Raw genomic sequence first — 24258 nt, forward strand, 5'->3', positions numbered from 1 at the left:
TAGTGGTCATTACAATATTATTGAGTCAGTCAGGTTGTCAAAGGATTATGTAGTGATGACTACAAAAATTAGCCGTACGCCAGGCCGCCCACGCAAGTTTGATGCGGAACAGGCGGTATGCATTGCACAGAATTTGTTTCACTCGTGTGGTTACGACAAGGTGAGTGTGGGGGATTTGACCAAAGCCTTTGGCATCAATCCGCCCAGTTTTTATGCCGCCTTCGGCAGTAAACTCGGGCTTTATCGCGTGGTGCTGGATCGTTATGCCCAAAATGGCGCTATTGGTCTCAAGGCGCTATTGCGTCACGATCGCCCGGTGGCGGAGTGTCTCTCTGCGGTACTGGATGAAGCTGCAAGTCGCTATGCTGCCGATCCAGAAGCCACCGGATGTCTGGTGCTGGAAGGTATTCATTGCGACGATCTCTCCGCGCGTGAGGTTGCCTGCGGTTTTCATACGGCAGCCGAGAAGATGTTCCACGCCTATATTGCTGAACGCTATCCGGAACAGGCCGTGCGGATAACAGATTTTATGGTGACGATCATGTCGGGCTTGTCGGCTCGCTCACGGCAGGGCGCAAGCGTGGAGCGTTTACGGGAGACAGCACGCATGGCTGGTCAGATGCTGGCGCAGTTACTTCCGGTTTGAGGCGGTCACTGCTGTTGTTGCTGACGCAGTTAAGAAATGAATTTCCGTTTTCATGGCTCGGAAGTGTCTAATGCCTAAAAGGCAAAAAAGGAGACAGTAATGTCTGAGCAAAACAAATACGCGGAAGGAAAAGCCATTTGCAATGAGATCGGCGGCGCAGTGCTGGAAGTTCTGGGCAGAAAAAGCGAGTTCGCCGTTCAGTCGCTGATTGATGTCTTGCAGGAAGCGCAAAACGATGGTCATCACTATGATGCCGAGCGTGAGCAGGGCATGGAAATGGCGATAAGAATTCTGCAGAAGTTTGCTTAGCGACCCACGTGGCAGCCGCTTTCCATCTCATCGCCTGTGATAAATTAACCCTACAACTTCTTGTATTGAGTTCAATATGCTGACCGGTCTGAATCACATCACTTTAGCTGTAAGCAATGTCTCTGCGAGTTTCACCTTTTATGTTGAGACGCTGGGATTCACTCCCCGCGCACAATGGAAGAACGGCGCTTATCTCTCGATAGGTGAGCTTTGGCTGTGCCTCTCACTGGATGCCGTTTCCATCGGTAAAGATTACACGCACTATGCCTTCAGCATTGAAGATGAAGTGTTTGAAGCTTTTGCCGAAAGGCTGAAAGCTTCAGGCGTAAAAGAATGGAAGGTCAACAAAAGTGAGGGCAAATCACTCTATTTCCTCGATCCGGACGGCCACAAGCTGGAACTCCATGCCGGTGATCTGGAAAGCAGATTAAATGCATGCATGGCACAACCGTATGAGGACATGACGTTTTATTAGTCACTTGCCCATCCCTGACATTAAGGTTGATGAAGGCCTTTGGCCAACGTTCTGAGTCTCTCTATATCCGTCTCAATCGGTATAGCGGCACTGGCAAAGGCAATGGCTCGCTCCGCGTGACGCCTGGCGTCAGACCCATACCTGGCAGCATTAAATTGTGCCAATGCGATAAACGCTTTCTGCAGTCGAATTTGTACTTCAATCATGCCTGCACCGTCACGTGCAATAGCGGCAAACGCGTCATCGAACATATCCTGAATGGATGGTTTTTGCAGAAAGAGACGAGGAAAGCGGGTATCGCCAATGTCAGGTTGCACGCGCAAGCAAAAGAGCCTGACCAGTCTGCCAATAATATCAATGGCAGTCCCGGGATCGTTGACTGCCGGAGAGAGTGCTCGTGACGCAATCTCAGACAAAACGCACAACCCGAAGCGCGGGTCCTGATCAAACGAACGCTGCTGGTCAACTGTGAATGCATCTTTTACCGTTTCAGCAGCAAGACTTTTTGATGTCTTAAGCCAGGCCAGGGGAGTCGAGCAATGTATGAAGGCGCCTGGTTGAACCGCAATATACAGATAGATCCCTTGTGCTTCAGCGAAATCAGACAACATACTGAAATCAATATGTTGTAGATAACCCACTTCTTCAGCATAAACCGGTATCAATGAGTCCGGCAGTCCATCGGAGACATGCCAGGGAGAGCAGCCCATATAAGGGTCTTGTAACCGACTAACCAGCGCAGCCTGAGTGACCTCTTCGACACGTTGGGAAGTCTCTGCCATACGACCAAACTGCGCCAGATGCTGGATCCATCGCAACAACGTAATCACAATCATCACAATTACGACCAGCGTGACAAAGAATAGGATGACACGTCCTTGAGATCCGTAAGCCCCCATACTCAGTGCAACAATGCCCACCAGACTATAAAGAAAAGACCCGATGAACGTTGCCAGCACATTCTGCGTGGTCCGATCCTCTACAAGTAAACGCGTGGCGCGCGGCGTGACACTGCTGCTCGCTGTGTTATAGGCTGACACCATAATATTGAGTGAGAAGGTGGTGACCGCAAGCATGCTGGAAGCCAGAATACCCAGGATTTTATCCACGGCATCCGTGCCGATTAACCCGGTAATTCCTGAAGGAATAAAGGGTTTAATCACGATGGCGAGTAGGGCTGTCATCACCGCCAGAACAGCAAAGAGGGAACTTCTGAACCACAGTTTCCGCGTAAGCTGGCTCAGGATCCATTGTGTTTTTGTCATCGTGCTTTCCTTGTTATTGCAGGGTTCATCCACATAAATTCTTCATGGGTTTGTCAGTGTGCTCATCACTGACAGCAATGGCGTTAACGCCTGATAATGGCAAGAATATATTGCCTCTGGATAAACCCTGAATGGCGCATAAATTCTGCGCCAGGTTTAACCCAAATTTCTCATCAGCTACAATAGATCCTGAGGACTCAGCGTAAGCCCGATTCTCAGGAGGTAATACAATGGACAATTCAGATAAAATTTTAGGCGAGGCTGCTTATCAGATTCTTGCCCGCCGTGAAAAAATCAGTGTTATTCAATTAAATCAGGAACTGCATCGCATGGCCGACGAGGCTAATACGCCAGAGCGTAAACAAGCCGTTTTGGCTGCGATTGACTGGTTGAACGATTATCGGCAACCCTCGTCAGAAGATAAGCGCAGCAGCTCACCGTTACGGCGTCTGAGTGAAAGCTCTGACAGCATCACATTATTGCCAGTTGAAAATATTAAAAAGTAGCGAGAGTACTTAACTCAAATATTAAGATCCGCTCAAAATACTTGTCGTTACAGATGATTAAGATTTTTCTGTTTGGCGAATTCCCTCTTAGCCCACAGCACTTTTTGCAAAAAAATGGGCGCCTGACTTTTACTATATTTCTGTACAGATTTTGCAATAACTGTACAACTTTATCAGGCCATTTGCCTGACCCAACATGAGAGGGTTAACACATGCGTCAGAATGGATACACTCCGAACTCTTCAGAAGCTATTGCACAATATTTTAATAAAGCCTCTTTGCCTTCTCAGCAAGAAACATTGGGTCAGATCGTGGTAGAAATCCTGCGAGAGGGCAAGAATCTGAACCGTAAATCACTCTGCACCAAGTTACTTCGTCGTCTGGAAATTTCCTCTAACGCTGAAGAGGAACACCACTATCATCAGCTTATCGGACTGCTTTTCGATCGGGATGAGTGATTCAGTATTCAGGCCTAAGTTGTACAACATTACCGTTCTGAATTTTCATGGTATGAGAATGATTCCTGGCTCCGTGACAGAAATTGCAATTTGCAGTCTGTTTACAGCAGAATTGCCATGCAGATGCCGTTATCAGAGAAGTATATGAATAGAAGTGAACATCAGCAGTTAGTCGATGAAATTCTCGGTGAAGCCACACTGATTCTGCTCCAGCGAGCGGGGCCTGTTTCTTTCCGTGCACTCATCGAACAACTTCAGGTTATGGAAGACCAGTCAGATGATGCTGACAGGCGGCAATTGATCGCCCAGACCATTGTCGAGGTGAGAAAGAACATTGCCGAGGGAGAGCGGGCCAAACAACAACGAGCTGAGGGAATCAACTCAGTCCAGCACTTGTATACGGACTCGCATCACTCAGGTAATAACAGAAAGCACTGATTTTCACGTTGATTCTAATCGTGTTTAATCCATGACAACTTAAAGCTCGGAATCAAATCATGCATATTTCAGAAGACATTTTTTCTGCGCTTGCCGATCAGGAACTGGCTGAACGTTTCCGCAATGCGGGACCGGGTTTGAAAGATGAGGCGACAGTTTTAGGTGTCATCATCCGTAATGTGCTGGCATCTGAAGGACAGATAACGAACAAAGCCATTATCATCAGTTTAATTCGAGCACTTGAATCCGCTCAGGATGATTCGGAAGCCCTCATCTTGCGCCAGACCCTTGAAATTGTGGTGGGTGTCACTCCGGATGATTGATGCCTGATTTTTATAGCGAGCATGAATCAGTGCATCATTTTAGAAATTAAGCGGATAAGCGTTTCGTATTTCTCCTTTAAAACTGAATCCGCTTCATTATCTTTGAGTTTTTGCAGGGCTTGTGAAATCTCGTGCGGCTCTAAAGCTAAACCTTCCCGAATAAACGTTGACACAGTGCTCCCTAACAGCGCCAATATCTCTTGTGTGATCAGGCCATCATGCTTCACCGTAACTCCACGTTCTGTATAAAAATACAGTGTGGCATATCTGAACCCCTACCGATACCCTTAAATAATTGTGTTTCCAGCATTTCTTATTTTCAAATTGAAACTTGACACCACACGCTATTGTAAATAAAGAGTTTACTGGTTAATTACGCTGCGCTTATAAAGTTTATTCTCAACGTCTCTCATTCATGCATTTCTGGCAAAAATCGTCACTCTCTTAAAGATTAATGGATGCCATCATTTGACCCATCTAAACCTCCTTCCACTATGAACTCACCTTTTCCCCGTTGCTTCATGACTTTGTTTTCAACAAACAGATCGGGTGAAGTGTTATAAATTTTATTTGTACGATGAATAATAATGATTATCATTTACAGGGTTAAGGCTTAAAATTGCACGCATCATTAGCAAAGCCAAATTTACCCCTACAAAGAATGTGATGAATTCACACCCCATTTGATCGTTGGAGTGGTTATGAATGGAGATAAAAGCGCGCATCAGGGCGTAGCGAACTCACAGACGGACAGCCATTTTTCGCCCGCTACTACTGCCTCATCAAAATATGAAGATTGGCAACGGGCAGGGCATCAGGCTGCGCATCGATTACCGACGCCTGAAATGATTGCTTCACTGGCTGCTTTCCAGACGGAGAGCGAGTCAATGGCACCGTTAATGATCTGGCAACTGCTGCATGAACTCTCTTTTATCTCCGCTGAAGGTTGGCTGATTGCAGATGCGCGCCAGCGAGCAGGGATTGCCGACTGTTTTCAGTTTATGCTGGAAAAATGGCACGGCATTCTGGAGGAAGAAGGGATTGTGGAGCAGCGCGATCAGCGCTGGTTTGCTGGCGATTGTGCCCCGAGTCTGCCTTCCATCGAACAGCGTATCGACGATGCAAAAATTCGTCTGCGTCGTTGTCTCGATTGGCACGTTGAGGGAGAGGCTTTCCTCAACACATTATTCGCAGACCAGCACTCACTGTGTGAGGTGATGCGCTATCCCCAGTTGGCATCCATCCGATTATCACCGCACGAGAGCTGCCCCCTTTATCCAGCGATGCATCAAAAGAGCATGCTGGCGGATTACCTCGGCCAGATTACCGCCTCACTGCTACAAACGGCAATGCAGGGAAGTGATTGTCCACAGGTGCTGGAAATTAACGCAAGCACTGACCATGGTGACCTTCAACCATTGCGGGACTGGCCAGGTTGTCCATCGTCACAACTCGATGCCGTACTGGCAATCGACGTGCTTCACACAACTCAAGGCCTCGATGCCATGCTCCAGGGCATCTGGCATGCATTAAAACCCGAAGGTGTACTGATTGTGGTTGAACCCACACAAGATTCCTCGCTGAGGTGGATAACCGCCGCTGCAGTGCTGCAGCAGGCAACAGAAGGGCATAATTTGCCGTTCACGTTATCTCTTTCGCGTGAAGCCTGGCTGCAGACATTTGTGCACCACGGCTTTTGTCTGATGGGTGATTGGCCTCAGACGGGGACGCCACTTTCGTTTGCTGGTCATCAAGTGTTTATAGTGCAAAAGCCGGTTGAATGAGTGGTTGGTATGTTCGTGCTGCAATCAACCACTCTCCTGCCGCACATTGAGTCACATATTGGCTTTTATAAGGTTTTGAAAATAACAGTCTGGAATCGGATCGGGAATTTAACCTGGTTTTAAAGCGAGCTAAACCTGAGTAAGGCAGAACAATTTCAAGGCGGCGCACTCATTATTGTGCGTTATTAAAGTCAGGGACGGGCGATTTGATCATGACTATGACAATAGTTGATAGTTAACCCCGTCATTATCTTAATAAGGGGATTCCACGAAAGCGGGAGAGAGCGAAGATATCAATCAGTATTTAAGTTCTGGTGGGCGGAACACCCACCAAAAATGTTCGATAACTCAAATTAAACGGGGAAAGCCCGATTAGATAAGAAAATCATCGAGAGATTTGCCGGCATCAACAGCAGCTTTAATCACAGCGGGTGTGCGACCCTGACCGGTCCAGTGCTTCTCAACGCCTTCTTCCGTATATTTATATTTAGCCGGACGTGGAGCACGTTTAGCGCGAGTCTTACCCGTTGGCGTTAATGCGCCCAGCAGTTCGTTCGGGTCGATCCCGTCCTGCAGCAGCAGTTCACGATATTTAGCCAGTTTCTCTTCTTTTTCACGCACGGCGGCTTCGCTGGCGTTGTTTTCTTCACGGCGCTCTGACACAACAACAGTGAACTTTTCCAGCATTTCTTCCAGATCTGCAAGCTGCACTTCACGTGCCTGCGCGCGAAGCGTACGGATATTGTTTAACGCTTTAAGTGAATCACTCATGAACTTCTCCTGAATATTTTGTCGCTGAACGAAATAAATTAAGTGGTGCAGTTGATAACGAATTTAGGAAGAGTATATCGATGTTACTCTCTTTGCAGAAGTACAACACATCAAATATCAATAATAAAGCCCGTAAAGTGTCAATTTTTAGATATTTCTCAAAATTTCGGGGTGTGCCATGCGATGAGAAGTCGATAATTGCGCTTTGAACTCTATTTTAACCATCAGTGATTTTAGCGTTTGGTTATATTTTTAAGTATGTCGACGCAGAAAAACTTATGTTACCCGGTCACAATGATTGTCACGACCCTCGGTGCGGAGGAAGCTAACGTTAATGGCTACTTAATTAATGACCGGATAAAGCGTTCACTCGTGCAGATAACCTCACGATGCGTCACTGCAAATCATCTTAACGGTTTACAAGATAGCTATAATGGATAGGGGCTCAATTTTGCGTGGTGAGAGGTTACTCGTGTAAATTTCTGGCAGTGAATATCAAGCAAGCTAGATGTTTATATGCGTGTAAAAGCGCAATCATGAATCCATGGAGCGGTCAGATTGATGTCATTCCGCATCCTACGCTGTTAAAGCGCTCTAAGATTGGCTTGTATTTGCGCATCGATTGCTTTGATGACCGTAGCCGGAATCATATCTCCCAATGCGTTGGCGGTGTGAACAAATGTCCGGGCAACATCACTGACTTCCTCAATAATAAGATTCAGGTTTTTCTCGCTAATATCCACAGACTTGGCAGCCTTAAGCAATGCATTGCGAGAGATACTGCTGCCATAACCCACTACAGATGACTGGTGCTGGCCACCCGGACCGCTCTGAAAGGTCAGGTCGTACGCCGGTGAGACTTGCCACTCTTTATTTTCATTGAGTGTGAAAGCGAAATTCTTCGCGTGATCATCCTGGTTGTTCATGATGACGTTAAATACCATACGACGGGCCTGAACCTCACGCTGTTTTACTGAACGTGTCACCATCGCAGTTGCACGCAGAATATCGCTGTAATCAAGGCACGGCAGCCGAAAATCAGCTTGTAGCACTCCAGCCATGCTCAGAGTAGGGATCCGCATGCCATTGATACGATCAAAGCGTTTGACCCCAAAAGCGGACAAGCCATTCCCCAAGGCAAACCAGTGGCTTTCCGGAAAATCAATACCTGACATCCGTGCCATACGTGCATAGACTTCCTCCAGCGCACACACCCAGGATTCTTCCTGTGCGGCAGGGAATTTAATTAACCAGGGCTCGCAGCCTTCTGCAGGGTAAGAGCTCATCCTACCGCTGGCAGGATTAAACTCCAGCAACGCTTTAGGACGTGCTCCATGTGGTGAACCGCCCAGACGTACCAGTTCGGGTAATATATCGGAATCCAGGCCAGCCACTTCCACCTGAATTTCCCGCGCAAGAACAATCAAATCATCAATATTTTGCGCATTTCCTTGCTGGCCTGGCATATCTAATACCGGACGGTAGGTCAATCCACCCATGATGTTGCTGCCCAGCATTGCCAGCCGATCAAGTATGGACAAACGTGCGGGTTCGATACTGTTACGGCGTAACAGCCGATCCATCAATAAACGTCCCCAACCGTCGGGGAGCGAATCCGCGATAAAGCCCGGTATGCCTTCCTGATGACGTTCAAAATTTGCGTATGTTGTGTTAGCAAGTGGATGTAGCAGCGGCGAAAACTCAATGCCATGCTGAAGACTTTGCTCGGAATATTCGAACAGCCACTCGCCACGCTGCCTGCCTGCCGCCAGCACGCCCATGCTCCATTGTTCTCCCCAGCCTTCATACATGACTTCCAGGCGCTGAAGAGCCGAAAAACTAGGATTCATGGTTAAGGGGCCCTTGTTTGGAAGATGAAAGGGTTGATTTTTTTGAACTACGCTTCGTTGCTCTTTGCCGGCCTGGGGCGTTGAGCGCTTCAACCTGCGCAATGCTTAATGCGGGTGGCGTAAACAAATTCATCATTTCTCTTTCAAGACGAAGTGCAAACACGACCTTCATAAAGTTTTCAAGCGTCACTTTACCGTTATTTTCCAGCTTTTTCAGTGCGGAAACTGAAATCCCGGCGTTATCAGCCAATTCTTTCTGCAGCATATTGCGCTTAAGGCGATATGCTTTGAGACGCTGCCCAAGTTCAGCAATCATCTCAGATTCACTGAAGAGGTTAAGAGACATTTTAAAACCTCCTGGTATCATAAAATAAGATTATGAGCTCATTATAAGGCTTTTAAAGTATAAATTGTAGTGGCGTTGGTTAAGGGTATTTATAAAGCCTTTTAATGGCTAAAATCTTGTTTAAGGGCTTTTTAAATCACTATTAAAGCGGCTCACTACATTTCAGCCTCACATAAAAACCGTCTTAAGTAATAAACCGCTCAGATCCAAGCTTGACCTGTTTTGCGCCTGAAGTTGCTCGAGTGTTTTAAAAACCCAAAGAAACTCATCGTAATGCGACTCAGTCCTAATTTGATCAACGCCACCTCCCACACCAGCCATCAATCCTCTCTTTCCACCTAAGTAAAAAATTTGTGATCAACCACGATGATTTCCATTATGTAATCGATTACTTTTGTTTTCTCGCATTTTGTAATCGATTACTTTCTGGGGGTTGGATATGGTTGCTGCAACACAAGGCACCGCGCAAGACCAGGCAATACAGCGCATACTGGTTCCACGGCTGTCACTGATGATGTTTCTTCAGTTCTTTATCTGGGGCAGTTGGTCGGTCACGCTGGGATTGGTGATGACGCAGCACAACATGTCCTTGCTGATTGGCGATGCTTTCTCGGCGGGCCCGATTGCTTCCATTCTTTCGCCGTTTGTTCTCGGCATGCTGGTGGACCGATTTTTCCCTTCACAAAAAGTCCTGGCGGTGATGCATCTGGCCGGTGCAGTGATTTTGTGGTTTGTGCCTCAGGCGATGATTGCCGAGAACGGCGCGCTGCTGATCGGCTTACTGTTCGGTTACACGCTGTGCTACATGCCCACGCTGGCACTGACCAATAATATTGCCTTCCACAGTCTCGCCAGCAGCGAGAAGAGTTTCCCGGTAGTGCGCGTGTTCGGCACCATTGGCTGGATTGTCGCTGGCCTGTTCATCGGGTTCACGGGGATCGCCTCCAGTGTCAGCGTCTTCACGGTGGCGGCGATTTGTTCCGTGGCTCTGGCAATCTACAGCCTCACGCTGCCGCATACGCCCGCACCCGCTAAAGGTATGCCATTCAGACCGCGCGATCTGTTCTGTGCTGATGCGTTTGCCCTGCTGAAAATCCGTCACTTCTTCATTTTTTCGCTCTGCGCCACGCTGATTTCCATTCCGCTGGGCACTTACTACGCCTACACCGCTTCCTGGCTGGCCGACGCCGGTGTTGAAAACGTCAGCTCACTGATGTCCTTCGGCCAGATGTCTGAAATCTTCTTCATGCTGGTGATTCCGCTGCTGTTTCGCCGACTGGGCGTGAAATACATGCTGCTGGTCGGCATGTGCGCCTGGTTTGTGCGTTATGCACTGTTTGCCATGGGCATGGGCGAGGAGGGACGCGCGCTGATTTGGCTGGGGATTCTGCTGCACGGCGTCTGTTACGACTTCTTCTTTGTCGTCGGCTTCATCTACACCGATCGCATTGCGGGAGACAAAGTCAAAGGACAAGCGCAGAGCATGATTGTGATGTTCACCTACGGTATCGGCATGCTGCTGGGATCGCAGATTTCAGGTGCGCTGTATAACCATCTGGTCGCGGGTCAGGTATCGGCCGCCAGTTGGGGCATATTCTGGTGGATTCCGGCGATCGCGGCTGCCGTGATTGCCCTGTTGTTTATGTTCACATTTAAGTATCGCGATTGAGTTTTTGTTGTTACTGGAGGTGGTTTTTTGAAAACGTTAAAAGGTCCGGGCATTTTCCTTTCACAGTTTATCGGCGCTGATGCCCCGTTCAATTCACTGGACGGACTGGCGAAATGGGCATCCGCTTTGGGATTTCAGGCCTTGCAGATCCCGTGCAATCACCCGGCGATATTTGATCTGCAACGCGCAGCCACCAGCCAGACTTACTGCGATGAAGTGCTGGGATTGCTGAAGCAGTATGGCCTCAGCATCAGCGAGTTATCGACGCATCTGGAAGGGCAGTTGATTGCCGTGCATCCCGCGCATGATGCCGCTTTCGATAATTTTGCACCGTCACACCTACGCGGCAAGCGGGAAGCGCGCACGGCCTGGGCGATCGAGCAGGTTAAACATGCCGCCGCCGCCTCCAGCAAGCTGGGGCTGACTGCCCATGCCACCTTCTCCGGCTCGCTCGCCTGGCCCTATGTCTACCCGTGGCCGCCACACAACCCGCAGTTGCTGGATGAGGCCTTTAAGGAACTCGCCCGTCGCTGGCAGCCAGTGCTGGATGTGTATGATCAGCATGGCGTGAATGTGTGTTACGAATTACACCCAGGCGAGGACCTGCACGATGGCGCCACCTTTGAGCGTTTTCTTGAACAGGTAAAGCACCATTCTCGTTGCAATATCCTGTTTGATCCCAGCCATCTGCATCTTCAGCACATTGATTACCTGCAGTTCATCGATATCTATCATTCGCGTATCAAAGCCTTCCACGTCAAAGATGCGGAGTATCAGCGCAATGGCCGCAGCGGGGTGTATGGCGGCTATCAAAACTGGATCGATCGCGCCGGGCGTTTCCGTTCGCCAGGCGACGGGCAGATTGATTTCAAAAGCATCTTCAGCAAACTGGCGCAGTACGATTTCAACGGCTGGGCGGTACTGGAGTGGGAATGCTGCCTGAAAGATGCAGAAACCGGCGCACGGGAAGGGGCTGAGTTCATTCAACGCCACATCATTCCGGTCGCCGGCCGCGCCTTCGATGATTTTGCCGCGCAGGATGACAGCGGCAGTATCCGGGCGCAGCTCGGACTCAAGGAGGAACCTAAATGATTAATGTCGGGATTATCGGCAGCGGATTTATCGGCCCCGCGCACATTGAGGCTCTAAGGCGCCTTGGCAATATTAATGTTGTGGCACTGTGCGACTCCACGCTGGAGAAAGCACAAGCACAGGCGGCGCAATTGCACGTGCCGCACGCCTATGGTGACATTGTCACCTTTTTACAGCATCCAGACCTGCATGCTGTGCACAATTGCACGCCCAATCACCTTCATGCCGCCATCAATAAGCAGGTTTTACTCGCCGGTAAGCACCTGTTCTCGGAAAAACCACTTTGCATGACGATGGGTGAAGCGCGTGAATTAGTGGCACTGGCAGAACAGGCAGGCGTGGTCAACGGGGTCAGCTTTGTGTACCGACAGTTTGCGATGGTGCAGCAAGCCACGAGCATGGTGCGCAGCGGCGAAACGGGCCGCACCTTTGCCGTTCAGGGCAGCTACTTACAGGACTGGATGCTGGAAGAGACGGATTACAACTGGCGTGTGGAGGCCGACAAGGGCGGTGCATCGCGTGCAGTCGCGGATATCGGTTCTCACTGGTGCGACACCATACAGTTTGTCACTGGCCGCAAGATAGTGGCGGTGATGGCTGACCTCGCCATCGTCTGGCCCACTCGCAAAGCCAATCTGGCGGGTCAGGCCACCTTCAGCGCACAGACACAGCAGGCCCAGTATCAGGATTGTCCGGTGAATACGGAAGATCTGGGCTTTGTGCTGCTGCGTTTCGAAGATGGCAGTAAAGGCTGTTTGAGCGTGTCACAAGTGGCGGCGGGGCGCAAAAATCGCCTCTATATGGAGGTGAACGGCAGTCAGGCCTCGCTGGCGTGGGATCAGGAAGTGCCACAGCAGTTGTGGGTCGGTCATCGTCATCAGGCCAATCAAACCCTGACGGACGATGCAACATTGATGAACCGCGATGTTGCCGCCCGTGCCCGTTTTCCCGGCGGGCACATCGAAGGCTGGCCCGATGCTTTTCGCGCCATGATGCAGCAGTTTTATCAGGCGGTGGAGAAGGGCGAGATGCCGGCGCAAGATGAACGACACTTTGCTGACTTCAGCGACGGTACGCAGGTGATGGCCATCGTTGAGGCAATCGTACAAAGCCATCGCGATCAACGCTGGGTCGACGTCAGCATTTGATACACAGGCGCGTTCCGGCGCGCCTGATCTTCCGCATAAGCCACCCTGCCTAACTTATTGTCACGCGTCGATTTATGGTAGCCTGCAATTCAGAAACTGACGCAGGAAGTTGAGTCATCATGTCCATTCAGAAAATCGCGAAGCTGGCCGGTGTTTCCGTGGCCACGGTGTCACGCGTGCTTAATAACAGTGACACCGTAAAGGATAAAAACCGGGATAAGGTGCTGGAAGCCATTAAAGCCAGCAACTACCAGCCAAATCTGTTAGCCCGTCAGCTGCGCACCGCGCGGAGCTCCATGGTGCTGGTGCTGGTTTCTGATATCTCCAACCCGTTTTGCGCTGAAATTGTGAAAGGTATCGAAGAGCAGGCCGAGCAGAATGGTTATCGCATTCTGCTGTGTAACTCCGGATCGGACATCAATCGCTCCCGCTCAAGTCTGCAACTGCTGGCAGGCAAAATGGTGGATGGGGTGATCACCATGGATGCTTTCACCACGCTGACTGAACTGACACAGCTGATCGGCAACATGCCCTGGGTGCAGTGTGCCGAATACGCCGATGCCGGCGATATTTCCTGTGTGGGCATCGATGATGTCCATGCTTCGCGCCAGCTGGTGGCGCATCTGGTGGCCAGCGGACGCAAACGTATTGCCCTGATTAATCATGATTTGAGCTATAAGTACGCCCAACTGCGTCAGCAGGGCTATCAGCAGGAGCTGGAACAATGCGGTCTGTCATGGCAGGCGGTGAGTTACGCGAGTGAGCTGAGTTTTAACGCTGGCAAGCGCGCGATGGAAGCGTTACTCAGCGCAGATACGCAGCCTGATGCGGTATTTGCCGTCTCCGACACGCTGGCTGCCGGGGCGATGGCCGCTATCCAGGCCGCGGGACATCAGGTTCCGCAGGATATCGCTGTTGCGGGCTTTGACGGGTCGGAACTGGCTGAAATGATCTCTCCGCCTTTGACCACCATCGCGCAGCCCTCGCGCGATATCGGGCGGACCGCGTTCAGCCTGCTGCTACAGAAGATTGACGACCCGCAATCGCCAACTGAGCGCGTCATGATGGACTGGCGCCTGATCGTGCGCGCCAGTGCCTGATCGCTTAATGCGGCAGTTTTTCCAGCGCCGCACGCAGATTCTGATGTGAAGTGGTGATGATGCTCCAGGCATCCTTCGGCTTGTCGTGCTCGATGATAAACCACTTCACGCCGCTGGCTTTGGCGGCAGTGAGAATGGTTTTCCAGTCCAGCAAGCCTTCGCCCAGCGGCGCAAAATTCATCTCATCGTCGCGGATACCAATCGACGCATTATCCTTGGCGTGAATCGCATAGATCCGTCCCGGATACTCTTTCAAAAGGCGCGCCGGATCCTGACCGCCGCGTGAAACCCACGCCGCGTCCATCTCCAGTTTCAGATTTTCTGCCCGTGAATGATTGAAGATGATCTCCAGCGCGGTCACGCCATCGTACTTTTTCATTTCGAAATTATGATTGTGATAGGCGAGCTGCATGCCGTCTTTACGCAGTTTCGCGCCGAGTTTATCCAGGCGTTGTGCATAGTCTATCCATGCTTTGGTGCTGTCCGGGCGATCTTCCGGTTTGATCCACGGAACCACGATGGTGTGATTACCCACCGCTTTATTGAACGCCACGGTCTGTGCGTAGTCGCTCTCCAGTGCCGTTAATTGCACGTGGGATGAGGTGACGGTCAGGTGATTTTTATCCAGCAAGGATTTCAGCTCTTTGGCTGCCAGACCATGCGTGCCTACCAGCTCAACGTGCTCGAAGCCCGCTTTATGGGCCATGGCGAACTGTTCTGCCGGGGTGCCGACATTACGTAAGGTGTACATCTGCAGTCCAATTTCATCTTCAACACCTGCTGCTGACGCCTGCGAGGTCACAGCACTCACCATGGATAATATCCCGGCCAACACCATCAATTTTTTCATCTTAATTCAGCTCCTTATCATAAGTAATCGATTACAAATTAACTTAAAGTAATCGATTACAAAATTATGCGTACCGATTTTGTGATCTGTGTTCAGATTATGGGGTGATCAAATTCAAAGAGAATGGTGACGCCAGATTTTGAGGCGTCACCAGCGTCATCATGAGGGTGTACGTGCAACTGAACCTTACAGCAAACGATAGGCGAGTGCTTACTTTGTATGTTGATTCTCCAGCAATGCTGAAAGAGATGTGCCTTCAGCGGTTAACGCATCAAAGCTGCCCGCTGCTGCGATTCGTCCGTTGGCGAGCAGCAGAATGCGTTCGGCGGATTTGAGCATCGGGATACGATGCGCGATCATAATAAGGGTGCAGGTTTTAGGAAGAGACTCAAGGGCGGCAAGGATCATGCGCTCATTTTCCCCATCTAAACCGGCAGAGACTTCATCCAGTATTATCACCGGTGCGTCACTGACTAAAGCTCGTGCCAAAGCGATACGCTGACGCTGGCCTCCCGACAAGTTTTCGCCTCCTTTAGTGCAGATGGTTTGATAGCCCTGTGGCAATTTGCAGATGAATTCATTCGCACAGGCGGATTTCGCTGCCTGTTCAATCTGGCTAAAGGTGGCATCGGGGCGGCCCAGGCGAATGTTGTTCTCAATGGTATCGTTAAACAGCCAACTCTCCTGCGATACCCAGGCAATCTGCTGTCGCAACGTCTTCAGGCTAAATGCCGACAGGTCTGTGCCATTGAGTGACAGCGTGCCTGATGTCGGATCGTAGAAGCGCAGCAATAAATAGGCGAGGGTGGTCTTACCGCTGCCTGACATACCCGCGATGGCCACTCTTTCTCCCGGTTCAATGGTGAAGCTCAGGTTATTCAGCACTGGGGTATCGCTTTGCGGGTAACAAAAACTGACGTTGTTAAATTGCAGTCGATGCCCCTGAGGATTTATTGACGCCAGGCCGTCATGAACCTGTTCAGGTAACTGCTGGAGTAAAAAGATGCGCTCGGCACTGGCTCTCAATGCGCCCCATTGCCCGCCGACCTGCAAAACTTCCAGCAGAGGAACGATTGCCGCGGCGCCGATACTGAGGATAAACGGCAGCCAGGCGAGCGACAGTCCTGCGTCATGAGAGGAGTTAAGACTGGCCACAAGCAGTGCAATCAGTGAAAGCGCCATCAGGCCATCCCGCAATCCCTGCTCCAGTCCGTTACGCGCCCCGTATTTGCGTTGTGCGTTGTTTAATCTGGCGTTGGCCTGCTGCAACGTCATGCTGTAGCGACCTTCAGCACCAAACATCTGAATGTCTCTCCAGCCCTGTGCGAGTTCGGCAATATGGCTGTTTAACACGCTTTTGCTTTCTGCGACGGCTTTTCCCTGTTTTTTCGCCCATCGCGCCGAGAACAACGGCGCCAGGACAATCATCAACACACAAGGAAAAAAAATCACACACAGCCAGGGGCTCACGAACAGCAATATTACGAGGGCATTCCCAGGCATCAGAAACGCGGTGAGGTAGTCCACCAGCATGTGCGCATAAAAACGCTCCATCAGCTCGGCATCGCTGGTGGCTGTCGCCGCGATGTCCCCCATACGTTGCTTATGTGAACGTCCAGGCGAAGCGCGTGCGATGCCATCAAAGATGCTCATTTGCAGCGTTTCAATCAGTGCGAAGGCCAGGTCATGTGATAACCACGCCAGAGCCCAGCGGGCCAGGGCGGTCAGCACCACGCAGAAGGCCAGAACAGCGGTGAAGAACCACAAGGTATCGGGCGATGAACCGCTGAGCACCAGGGTGCAGATCCAGCCCGCGATAATCATGCAGGTGAAGGTTGTGCATTGCGCTACGATCCCTGCTGCCAGTGTGGAGAAGAGCCGAGACTGATGTGCCCTGAGGGGCGAAAGCAGCGCTCGCCAAAGTGATGGGGCAACGGGAGGCGTGTTGGTGTTCAAAGGATTGTCTCCTGCGATTGAAGCAGCGAAGCGTAATAGCCGTTTTCAAACCTCAGACGGGCGGGTGAACCCTGTTCGATGATGTCACCGTCCTGCAGCACCACGATGTGATCGGCTTGCGCAATGGTTTTCAGCCGATGTGCAATGCTAATGAGTGTGCAATGACCGCTGAGCGATGAGATGACCCGTTGGATGGCTGCCTCGTTGACCACATCAAGATTCGAGGTGATTTCATCCAGAATGAGAATGGGGGACTGTTTGAGTAGTGCGCGCGCGATAGCCAGTCGTTGCCGCTGCCCGCCGGACAACAGCCCGCCATTTTCACCCACCAGTGTATTCAGGCGCTGAGGCAGTGATTGAACCCATTCTGCCAGTTGCGCCTGCTGCAATGCCTGCCAGATTTCCGCTTCAGTGACGTCAGGGCGGCCCAGCCGTAAATTTTCAGCCAGGGTGCCGTCAATCAAGAAAACCTGCTGCGACACCCAGCTGATACGACGGCGAAATGCGGCAATCGAAAGCTCACTGATCGGCTCATCCCCCAAAAAAATCGCGCCTGATTGCGGTGCGATAAATCGGGTGATCAGCTGAAACAGCGTGCTCTTGCCCGACCCTGAAGGTCCGATAAAGGCGGTGTGGCGATTCTCTGCAATGGTCAGCGTCAGGTTGTTGAAAAGCGGCTGATGCTGGCCTGGCCAGCGATAAGTGATCGCCTTTAAATGCAGCGTGTTGCCAGCTGGCATCGGGTGGGGAAAGTCAGGGTCGTGGAGGGTGGCAGTGGAGGCGGCCAATTCCTGCATTGCCGGGCGCATCTCCTGCGCGGCCCACAAGGTATGGAATACCGTTTCCAGCTGAAGGATAGGGCGAAACGCCTCCCAGGTGATAAACAGCGTCAATAGCAACAGGGCGGGATCCACAGTACCCTGCATGGTGCGCCAGGCGTTGATGATAAGAAGCCCGGAAGTACCGAGTAGCGATACGAAGCGAGTGATACCGCCACGCATCATCGTCACTCGCAGGGCTGTCATGGATTCGCGGCGGAGTGATGCCGCGTGGTCTGCTATTTTGGCGCGAAAGCGTGGCACAGCATTACAGGCTTTGAGTGTCAGCATGCCGCGTAGCGCATCCATAAAATCCTCTGCAAACTGCTGCATGGCGGCAAATACACCCACAATATGCCGACGTTGCTGACGCATAAACAGATGATCCATCACCGGGCAGGCCACCAAAAAGAGCAGCATTATGGCGCCTGAGAGCAGGTCGAAACTGGCCAGGGTGATCACCGTGACGGCACCGCTGAGTAAAGCCAGTAGCAGTGCGGGCAGATAGCGGCTGTAAAATCCTTCCATCACTTCCACGCCCTCAACCAGCGTGGCCTGTAATTTTGCCGCTGAATGGTGTTGCATGATATCAAAGCCAGGTGTCAGCAGAGGGCGAAACAGCTGCAGACGCAAACGGGTGCGCACATTTGCAGCTAACTGCTCGGTTTGCATGGCCCTGAAACCCATCAACACGGCCCTGAGCAGTGCATTTCCCGCCAGCATCACAAGCAGCATCATGAGCGTAGTCGATGTAGATGCATTCAGCGCCATGATCGATTGCGTAAACAGCAGTGCCTGTAGCAGGTAGCTTACGGTAATCAAGATGCCTGACAGCAGGTTGAGTGTTAGCGCAGGAAGGATCTGCGCCGTCAGAAGCTTCGAGGGTGATTTCATCGTGGTTTCCCCGAGGGTAGCGCCAAACAGCGCTGCCCTGCAGTGCTTATTGCGCAGGTAGTGCCGTCCAGAATGTGCCCTTTAGCGGCACCGACAACCACTGGCTGGTTACGGTGTTTAGCGTCGCCTCAGGGTGCACATCAGCAAACAGCGCGGGATGAAACATTTTCGCCATGGCCTCGATCCCGACGAAATAGAGCGGGCTGTCGAAGAAGAATAACCAGACGCCACCCGTATGCCCGGCTTTCACCGCCGGTAAATGGGCGATTTCTGGCGCGGTCAGGAGGTGCTGACTGCTCTGGACGACCTGCTTTGCATCGGCTCCGGTGCCGATTTTTAATCCGTCGCGGCTCACGGCAGAGCCACCGCCCATCAGATAAAAATCAGGGTTACGTGACAGGATGTATTCAGGGTTCAGTTTGCCGATTGGCGCGCTCAGCATGTCGGCGCCAATGTTATGTCCACCTGCCGCAGCAATGAAATCGCTCATATTGCTGGGTCCCGAGGTAAAGCAGCAATCGCCTTTACCCGGATTGAGATGGAAAAATACCGAGGGACGCGTGCTGACATTCGCCAGGCGTTTTGCAACCTCATCCATATGCTGTTGCCAGAACGCGATCACCTGATCGGCCTGCGCCTCCTGACCGAGTAACTGACCGAGCATCTTCAGGCTTGGCACGGTGTTCACCAGCGGTTTGCGGAAGAAATCAACAAACACATAGGGGATGTGGGCCGCATCCAGAGCATCGAGTCCCGGTGGAATCGGTCCATACAGGGTGAAGATCACCAGATCCGGTTTAGCCGCGATTGTCGCCTCCATTGAAAAGGTACCGCTGTTCATGGTGCCCAGCACCGGTATGTGGCTGGCCGCGGGATACTGTTTTTTTATCGCCTCCCAGGTAGCCGGTGAGTAGCGCTGGAGATCGTCTCCCCAGCCCACCAGATTATGGAAAGGATCTTTCTCCAGCAGCGCCAGCGTAATGATGTGGCGACTCTCTCCCAGCACCACGCGTTTTGCTGGTTCAGGCAGAGTCACTTGACGCTGCAGCATATCGGTGACTGTAATCGTTGCCCACGCTGAAGAAGCACTGCACATCAGGCAGAGTGCGCACAGCCACATTATCAGGTTGGATTTTCTCATCATGATGTTTTCCTTAACTTACCAGCGATAGGACAGGGTGGCGCTTAACGAGCGGTCATAACCGGTGGTGCACGTGGTGGTTGAGCAACTGACCCAATAATGTTTGTTAAGCAGGTTATTGGCGTTAAGTGCCACATTCAGCCCATTAAGATGGGCATTGATCTGACCCAGGTCGTAGTGAATGGCGGCATCAACCACGGTGTAGTCCGGTACTTTGATGGTGTTGTTGGTGTCAGCCCAGGTCGAGCCGACATAGCGCACACCCGCGCCTAAGCCCAATGAAGCCAGCGGGCCACTCGCGACGGTGTAATTGCTCCACAGAGAGGCCATATGCTCGGGCATGGCGGTGGGCGTTTTGCCCTGTGCACCGGCCACTGTGGTCTTGCTGGTCTCAAGATTGTTCCAGCTGTAACTGGCAATCAGTTTCCAGTCATCGGTGAGGTTGGCGGTGGCTGAGGCTTCGATCCCTTTCGAGGTAACCTGTCCGGTCTGAATTTTGTTCAACGTATTGTCGGGATCGGTGGTCTGCACGTTGTCCTGCGTCAGGTCGAACCATGCCAGCGTAAACAGTGCGTCAATCTGTTCTGGCTGATACTTCACACCGACTTCCCACTGTTTTCCGGTGGTGGGTTTGTAGGCGTCACCATAGAAATTGGTGCCCAGCACTGGCGCAAATGAGGTGGCATAACTGACATAAGGTGCCACCCCGATATCCGTTATCCAGCTTAAGCCTGCCCGCCAGGTGAAGCGCTGATCGTCCTGCGAAGTGTAAGTGTCGTTGAGACGGTTTTTGGTGTTCACCGAAGCCCAGTCCTGACGCGCAGAGAGGTCGAGGTTCAGATGCTGGAACAACGCGAGGCTGTTAGAGAGGTAAACGCCGGTTTCGTTAGCATTCTGCTGCGTGCAGGTATAGGGCGAGGTCGTCGGGAAGCGACCATTGCCGGTCGGCTGGTAAATATCAATGCTGCTGGCCCGGCCATAGTTCAGATAGTAATCCTCCCCGGTGTGGCGGAACGACACGCCTGCGACGCTGGAGCCGTGTACGGGTCCAGCATCCCATTCGGTCTTGAGGTTGTTATCGGTGGCGAAGATTTTCCCCTTGATACCGAACTCATAGGCCACGCGATTCAGGGTGCGCATGTCCGCCGCCAGCGACGCGCCTGAAAGCGTTTGCGTCATCAGGTCGGTTTCGGTGTAACGGCTGGCGGAATGGAAGGTCCAACGGTCGCCAAAATGGTGGTCAAGTTCGTAACCCAGATTGCTCTGGGTCATATGGTTATCGAGATTGGTTCCATCAAGATAACTGTTGCGGTTGACCTGCCCGTTAGGGTTGCTGAGTAAGGTGCCATATAGCGGCAGGTAAGGGCGTGGTGGGCCAAATTTATTGCGGCTAACCGAGGCCAATACGGTCAATGAGGTGTCTGCATCGGGGCGCCAGGTCAAGGAAGGCGCCAGGTACAGGGTGTCATCCGGGACGTTGTTGAACTGGGTATTGCTGTCACGCCCTACACCCACCACGCGATAGAGCAGTGTTTTATCATCGTTAAGCGGCCCGGAGGTGTCGAACTGGCCCTGCATGCGGCCATGACTGCCGGTCTGAATGGCCACTTCATGTTGTGCATTTAACGTGGGACGCTTGCTGATGGCGTTGATAATACCGCCTGGCGATCCTGCGCCGTAAAGGAAACCATTGGGGCCACGCAGCACGTCCAGTTGTTCCAATCCGTAAGGTTCGTAGCGGACGTAGGACTGCTGAGTGGTGGATCGCAATCCATCCAGCAAGGTCCCGTTCAGTGTTGAATCAAAACCACGGATGTTGAAGTAGTCAAAGCGGGACGAGATCGCAGAGGTTGAGGCATACACTCCCGGTGTGTATTGCAGGGCCTGGGTGGTGCTCTGCACATTACGATCGTCCATTTCGCTGCGGGTGATCACCGATACTGACTGAGGCGTGGCGAGAATGGATTCATTGGTGCGGCTTGCCGTAGTGCTGGTCTGTGCAACGTAGCCTTTTTCTGGTGCCGTTTTGCTGTCTGCCGTGACTTGCAAGGTATCTTCTGCCAGCGCGCAATGGGCATTAATTAACAGCGCAAGGCAGGTAAGGGGCGTGGTCCAGCGCGCCCAATTTTTATTATTGTTTTCCAAGATATTCTCCACAATAGAAGCGACTTTTTTGTCGGCTAAAAGTGTGTCAGTGAGAATGTGGACAGACAATCAGCAACACTTTCGCTTGCCGAACTCTTTCTTTAGAAAAAAATGCAAAATGAAACTTCCCGGTGTGGCCGGGAAGTCAATTTAGGGTCGGTGCTGATTCTGCTGCCAACTAGCGGTTTGCGTCTCGATATACCCATGGACAGGCATTTACAAAACGCTTACATTGAGAATGATAATCAATATCACTCATATCACAGTAGGGTTAAAGATGGATTCTCAGAAGCTTTCCGCCAGAAAGAGCAAACTTAGCCAGGGAGGTGATGGCGGAGTACAGATGTTGTTGCGAGGTGATATTTCACTCACCAGCGGCAGCGTTAACCCGCAGCGGGCGATCTGGCAGGATGAGCAGCTGTTTGTGGGGCTGAAAATCATCATCATTGAAAGTGGTGAATTGCTGTGCCGTTTCCCTCAGCAGGCTGAGCGGCATATCAAAGGCCCGGCACTTTGTGCTGTCTGGAGTCAGGACTTAGCGCACGCAAGTCAGTGCTTACTGCCTGGTGCTGATTTGAATTACACCGCCGTGAATATCTCTACGCACTCGTTGAGCCAGCATCTTTGCGCCGACTCCATCAACACACTGACTGCAGGCATGCAGCTCGATTTATCCGCAAATCCTGGCATGCGTATTCAGGCAACGCCAAAATGCCTGAACGGCCTGAGAGCTCAACTGTTTACCAACCCGCTGCAAGGTGTTGCACGACAGTTGTATATGACGGGCAAAGCGCTGGAGATCGTCGCTCACACGCTGGATAGTCTGGTCAGTGAAGACAAAACGTTGCAGCAATCAACATTACGCCTAAGCGCGTGCGATATTGCCCGGCTGCATGATGTGAAAAACTTGCTCGCTGAGCACATCGACTCACCTCCCTCCATTCGTGATCTCAGCGCTAAAGTTGGCCTGAACACGCGTAAACTCACCGCCGGGTTCCGACGCCTGTTTAATCAGAGCATCTACGGCTATTTGCAAACGCTGCGACTCGAAACCGCCTGGCGTATGTTGTCGACGGGGGAAGCCAGCGTCTCTTCAGTGGCCTATCAAGTCGGTTATTCGCCCGCCCATTTCTCCGTCGCTTTCCGCAAAAAATATGGCTTTGCACCTAAGGATATGCGGGGCTGAAGCGGGGCAGAGCGATCTGATTGCTTAGCTTTTTAAACTGAGGAATTGAGCGGCAAATCAACTCTGGGGAGTAGGTCCAATTCTACGCCAGCCCATCCACAATGGTGATCATGGCTGTTGCCACGTTCTCACGCTGCTTTTTGGCTAACTGATACTCGTCAGAATGATAGCAGTCCAGCGCCGTTTGATAATCGGGGAATTCAATGATCACATGCTTCTTAAATTCATCACCCTCAAGTGAGGTGGCATTTTCACCGCGAGCGATAAATTTCGCCTGATATTTTTTAAACGCAAGCGGTGCCAGCTCAATATAATTCTGGTACTGCTGTGCATCCTCAATATTGACGTGGGCGATCCAATAAGCAGACATTATTTTTCCTCGGCGGTCAGAATAGATTTAGCCAGCGTGGCCGCTTCTGAAAGATGCTGTTTGACAGCCTCTTTCGCTTTTTCGGCATTATTTTCTTCAATCGCTTCATAAATTCGCGACATACGTTCAAAACCCGCCACCTGACGCTCCGGACTGCGCAGGGTCAGTGCGCGCAGTCGACTAATACGACTATTCAGGCGCTGGACGATTTCCCACGCAATATGATGTTTTGCAATGGAAAAGAGTGCTTCATAAAAGGCCTGAGACGCTTCAACGCGTTCAATATCATCATGATCGTGCGAGGCTTTAGCAATGCGCAGGAGTTTCTTGTGCAGATTCTTTTTATCACTGCTGGTGGCTAATTTTGCGCAATCCTTCGCCGCTTCGGATTCCAGCAGGATACGAATATCGTAAATCTGCTCGGCCACTTCCCAGGTTAATATCGCCACAATCGGGCCTTTTTTCGGCAGGTTTTCAATTAAACCTTCCGCTTCCAGATAGCGAATGACTTCGCGCACCACGGTACGGCTTACACCTAATTCATCACACAGTGAGCGTTCAACCAAACGGTCGCCAGCTTTAAAGTATCCCGAGATAATGGCCTGACGAACTTTGGCCAGTGCCAGTTCACGTAGCGTCACCGGCGTATTTTCAATTTTTAGGGAATGACTCGCATCCATAATCGTCTCTTCGTTGAAATTTAAAAATTCAGCCTGAA

At 51.4% G+C, this 24258-nt stretch carries 25 protein-coding genes; 13 read left to right on the top strand and 12 right to left on the bottom strand.

What is annotated here, in order from left to right; all coding sequences use genetic code 11:
* Positions 1-55: 55 nt before the first annotated feature.
* From WFP70_RS19345 to fos, 3 genes are all read left to right on the top strand, one after another.
* Complete coding sequence (locus tag WFP70_RS19345; RefSeq protein ID WP_337024119.1) at positions 56-646, top strand: TetR/AcrR family transcriptional regulator; 591 nt, start codon at positions 56-58, stop codon at positions 644-646.
* A gap of 99 nt (positions 647-745) precedes the next feature.
* A complete protein-coding gene (locus WFP70_RS19350) occupies positions 746-955 on the top strand; it encodes a hypothetical protein (RefSeq protein ID WP_034827661.1) in 210 nt (69 codons plus the stop codon).
* Positions 956-1031: 76 nt separating this feature from the next.
* Positions 1032-1430, top strand: coding sequence for a fosfomycin resistance glutathione transferase (gene fos, locus WFP70_RS19355; protein WP_058962481.1), 399 nt, complete (start codon positions 1032-1034; stop codon positions 1428-1430).
* A 20-nt stretch (positions 1431-1450) separates the two neighbouring features.
* Here fos and WFP70_RS19360 read toward each other — a convergent pair whose 3' ends face one another.
* A complete protein-coding gene (locus WFP70_RS19360) occupies positions 1451-2695 on the bottom strand; it encodes a DUF2254 domain-containing protein (RefSeq protein ID WP_337024120.1) in 1245 nt (414 codons plus the stop codon).
* Positions 2696-2925: 230 nt separating this feature from the next.
* Between WFP70_RS19360 and WFP70_RS19365 the strand changes: the two genes are divergently transcribed.
* The 4 genes from WFP70_RS19365 to WFP70_RS19380 all read left to right on the top strand — a co-directional run bounded on the left by WFP70_RS19365 (position 2926) and on the right by WFP70_RS19380 (position 4420).
* On the top strand, positions 2926-3201 hold the full coding sequence (locus WFP70_RS19365; RefSeq protein ID WP_337024121.1) for a hypothetical protein: 276 nt from the start codon (positions 2926-2928) through the stop codon (positions 3199-3201).
* A 212-nt stretch (positions 3202-3413) separates the two neighbouring features.
* Complete coding sequence (ycgZ, locus tag WFP70_RS19370) at positions 3414-3659, top strand: regulatory protein YcgZ (protein ID WP_058962457.1); 246 nt, start codon at positions 3414-3416, stop codon at positions 3657-3659.
* A gap of 117 nt (positions 3660-3776) precedes the next feature.
* Positions 3777-4097, top strand: coding sequence for a hypothetical protein (locus WFP70_RS19375; RefSeq protein ID WP_237449445.1), 321 nt, complete (start codon positions 3777-3779; stop codon positions 4095-4097).
* 59 nt (positions 4098-4156) lie between these two features.
* Entirely contained in the window at positions 4157-4420 is a 264-nt protein-coding gene (locus tag WFP70_RS19380) for a biofilm development regulator YmgB/AriR family protein (RefSeq protein WP_337024122.1), read from the top strand.
* Between the two features lie 26 nt (positions 4421-4446).
* On the opposite strand, the gene WFP70_RS19385 is transcribed toward WFP70_RS19380, so the two are convergent.
* Positions 4447-4647 (bottom strand): hypothetical protein, encoded by a 201-nt coding sequence (locus WFP70_RS19385; RefSeq protein WP_337024123.1) that lies wholly within the window; start codon positions 4645-4647, stop codon positions 4447-4449.
* A gap of 474 nt (positions 4648-5121) precedes the next feature.
* On the opposite strand from WFP70_RS19385, the gene WFP70_RS19390 reads away from it, so the two are divergent.
* A complete protein-coding gene (locus WFP70_RS19390) occupies positions 5122-6204 on the top strand; it encodes a hypothetical protein (RefSeq protein WP_337024124.1) in 1083 nt (360 codons plus the stop codon).
* A 372-nt stretch (positions 6205-6576) separates the two neighbouring features.
* On the opposite strand, the gene WFP70_RS19395 is transcribed toward WFP70_RS19390, so the two are convergent.
* From WFP70_RS19395 to WFP70_RS19405, 3 genes are all read right to left on the bottom strand, one after another.
* On the bottom strand, positions 6577-6975 hold the full coding sequence (locus WFP70_RS19395; RefSeq protein WP_045816870.1) for an H-NS family histone-like protein: 399 nt from the start codon (positions 6973-6975) through the stop codon (positions 6577-6579).
* Between the two features lie 584 nt (positions 6976-7559).
* Positions 7560-8756, bottom strand: coding sequence for a type II toxin-antitoxin system HipA family toxin (locus WFP70_RS19400; RefSeq protein ID WP_337024125.1), 1197 nt, complete (start codon positions 8754-8756; stop codon positions 7560-7562).
* Between the two features lie 58 nt (positions 8757-8814).
* Positions 8815-9171, bottom strand: coding sequence for a helix-turn-helix domain-containing protein (locus tag WFP70_RS19405; RefSeq protein ID WP_337024126.1), 357 nt, complete (start codon positions 9169-9171; stop codon positions 8815-8817).
* Between the two features lie 439 nt (positions 9172-9610).
* On the opposite strand from WFP70_RS19405, the gene WFP70_RS19410 reads away from it, so the two are divergent.
* The 4 genes from WFP70_RS19410 to WFP70_RS19425 all read left to right on the top strand — a co-directional run bounded on the left by WFP70_RS19410 (position 9611) and on the right by WFP70_RS19425 (position 14180).
* Entirely contained in the window at positions 9611-10840 is a 1230-nt protein-coding gene (locus WFP70_RS19410) for an MFS transporter (RefSeq protein ID WP_337024127.1), read from the top strand.
* Between the two features lie 27 nt (positions 10841-10867).
* Positions 10868-11932: a sugar phosphate isomerase/epimerase family protein gene (locus WFP70_RS19415; protein ID WP_337024128.1), complete on the top strand. Its 1065-nt coding sequence runs from the start codon at positions 10868-10870 to the stop codon at positions 11930-11932.
* Positions 11929-13080, top strand: a complete 1152-nt coding sequence (locus tag WFP70_RS19420; protein WP_337024129.1) for a Gfo/Idh/MocA family protein — start codon at positions 11929-11931, stop codon at positions 13078-13080. The genes WFP70_RS19415 and WFP70_RS19420 overlap by 4 nt, the downstream gene beginning before the upstream one ends.
* Positions 13081-13199: 119 nt before the next feature.
* Entirely contained in the window at positions 13200-14180 is a 981-nt protein-coding gene (locus WFP70_RS19425; protein WP_337024130.1) for a LacI family DNA-binding transcriptional regulator, read from the top strand.
* Between the two features lie 4 nt (positions 14181-14184).
* Here the strand turns inward: WFP70_RS19425 and WFP70_RS19430 are convergent, their stop codons facing one another.
* The 5 genes from WFP70_RS19430 to WFP70_RS19450 all read right to left on the bottom strand — a co-directional run bounded on the left by WFP70_RS19430 (position 14185) and on the right by WFP70_RS19450 (position 21984).
* Positions 14185-15030, bottom strand: coding sequence for a sugar phosphate isomerase/epimerase family protein (locus WFP70_RS19430; RefSeq protein ID WP_442956360.1), 846 nt, complete (start codon positions 15028-15030; stop codon positions 14185-14187).
* Between the two features lie 210 nt (positions 15031-15240).
* Positions 15241-16986 carry an ABC transporter ATP-binding protein gene (locus WFP70_RS19435; protein ID WP_337024131.1) on the bottom strand — a complete coding sequence of 582 codons (1746 nt, stop codon included), beginning with the start codon at positions 16984-16986 and terminating at the stop codon, positions 15241-15243.
* Complete coding sequence (locus tag WFP70_RS19440; RefSeq protein WP_337024132.1) at positions 16983-18698, bottom strand: ABC transporter ATP-binding protein/permease; 1716 nt, start codon at positions 18696-18698, stop codon at positions 16983-16985. Before WFP70_RS19440 ends, WFP70_RS19435 begins: the two co-directional genes overlap by 4 nt.
* A 46-nt stretch (positions 18699-18744) precedes the next feature.
* Positions 18745-19842 (bottom strand): ABC transporter substrate-binding protein, encoded by a 1098-nt coding sequence (locus WFP70_RS19445; RefSeq protein WP_337024133.1) that lies wholly within the window; start codon positions 19840-19842, stop codon positions 18745-18747.
* A 15-nt stretch (positions 19843-19857) separates the two neighbouring features.
* Entirely contained in the window at positions 19858-21984 is a 2127-nt protein-coding gene (locus WFP70_RS19450; protein ID WP_337024134.1) for a TonB-dependent siderophore receptor, read from the bottom strand.
* Between the two features lie 343 nt (positions 21985-22327).
* On the opposite strand from WFP70_RS19450, the gene WFP70_RS19455 reads away from it, so the two are divergent.
* The gene (locus WFP70_RS19455) at positions 22328-23170 is read left to right on the top strand and encodes a helix-turn-helix domain-containing protein (RefSeq protein ID WP_337024135.1); all 843 of its coding nucleotides are present in this window, start codon (positions 22328-22330) and stop codon (positions 23168-23170) included.
* Positions 23171-23252: 82 nt separating this feature from the next.
* Here the strand turns inward: WFP70_RS19455 and WFP70_RS19460 are convergent, their stop codons facing one another.
* Together WFP70_RS19460 and WFP70_RS19465 are read right to left on the bottom strand one after the other, a co-directional pair.
* Positions 23253-23540: a DUF1330 domain-containing protein gene (locus WFP70_RS19460; protein WP_034827637.1), complete on the bottom strand. Its 288-nt coding sequence runs from the start codon at positions 23538-23540 to the stop codon at positions 23253-23255.
* The gene (locus WFP70_RS19465) at positions 23540-24220 is read right to left on the bottom strand and encodes a GntR family transcriptional regulator (protein WP_337024136.1); all 681 of its coding nucleotides are present in this window, start codon (positions 24218-24220) and stop codon (positions 23540-23542) included. Before WFP70_RS19465 ends, WFP70_RS19460 begins: the two co-directional genes overlap by 1 nt.
* Positions 24221-24258 lie beyond the last annotated feature (38 nt).

The organism is Pantoea sp. USMM079, from assembly GCF_037153115.1.
In the GTDB taxonomy this organism is placed as follows: Bacteria; Pseudomonadota; Gammaproteobacteria; order Enterobacterales; family Enterobacteriaceae; genus Pantoea; species Pantoea communis.